The organism is Prevotella sp. CAG:592, from assembly GCF_000436015.1.
Taxonomy (GTDB): Bacteria; Bacteroidota; Bacteroidia; order Bacteroidales; family Bacteroidaceae; genus Prevotella; species Prevotella pectinovora.
In genome coordinates this window covers 24,275-25,390 of the sequence record NZ_FR892547.1, presented here as the reverse complement: position 1 = coordinate 25,390, position 1,116 = coordinate 24,275, and the positions used below count along the sequence as shown (strand labels likewise).

Here is a 1,116-nt window from a genome sequence, read left to right as displayed (position 1 = left end):
AGAAGGTGAAGAACCGCGGTGTGAAGCCATACAGCCAGGCAGACAAATCCGTCAGCCTGTATTGGTCGGAAGCCTTCTACGACACCGCTTCAGACAGCTGGCGATGGGACACTCCTTCGAGCGGCGACCATTCATGCGGCATGTTCGCCACGGCATCCCTTGACGGCACGATACTCCCGGGCAGGGAAACCAGTGTGACGCTTGAGAAGAAATTCGACAAGAAGACTGCCGGGCAGATCTCATCCGACAATGTAGGACTGAACTACCGCGCCGTGATATACGACACGGACAAAGGCGTGGCAGACCATAAAGCCACAAGCGTTCTGAAGAGCGTGCAGGCTGCCACCTATGGAAACGAGAGGAACGTATTCCTTGCAAACCACGACGGCGCCCCTGTGTCCTACAGCCTCCGCTTCAATGTCATAGGCAAGGACGGTGACGACCTGTTCAGGAAGGCAGAACTAGAATTCCGTTCTTCCGGCATCACCTCCCACCGCTATACCCTTGATGGCGTGAAAGAGGATGCAGCCAATTCTGGAACCTTCATTGTCGAGGGCAACGGAGCGGAAATCTCCGGCATCAACATGGAAGCAGGCGAATGTCTCGCCACAAGTCTGGGCTGTTCGTTCTTTGCCGATGAAGCCATCCCGGACACGAGCTTCTATAATGTTGCAGTGTCAGTGACAGATGATGCAACGGGAAAATGCGTGGGGGGAGAGAATTTCATAGTGAGAAGCCTTCCGCGTAAAGCTTTGGATATCGTTCCGGAAAGTTATATATACAACGGCAGTTTCTATCTCTCGCTGAGTGAGAGGTCAGAGCGGGTTTCATGCCGGTGGTTCGATCCGGATGGGCGCTATGTTGGAGAAGGATCCACATTGGGCGTCGGCAAAGAACCAGTCCGAGGCGAGTATACAGTCAGGGCACAGTCACTCAAAGACGGAGCCGTTGTGTATAAGCGTATAGGTTTGTATGGTAATTATATGGACAAGTCCATAAAACTCGACAGAACAGCTTCTCGAATCTTCATCAGTTTCAGGACACCGTTGCAGGAAGACGTAGACGTTATAGTTTCAACCCCAATGGTAAAGGGGCAAACAACCCATCTTGAAAAGG

At 52.3% G+C, this 1,116-nt stretch carries 1 protein-coding gene; it reads left to right on the top strand.

Annotated elements, in window-relative coordinates; all coding sequences use genetic code 11:
• A partial coding sequence (locus QVO99_RS04120) for a hypothetical protein (protein ID WP_288176948.1) occupies positions 1 to 1,116 on the top strand: 1,116 nt, incomplete at both ends.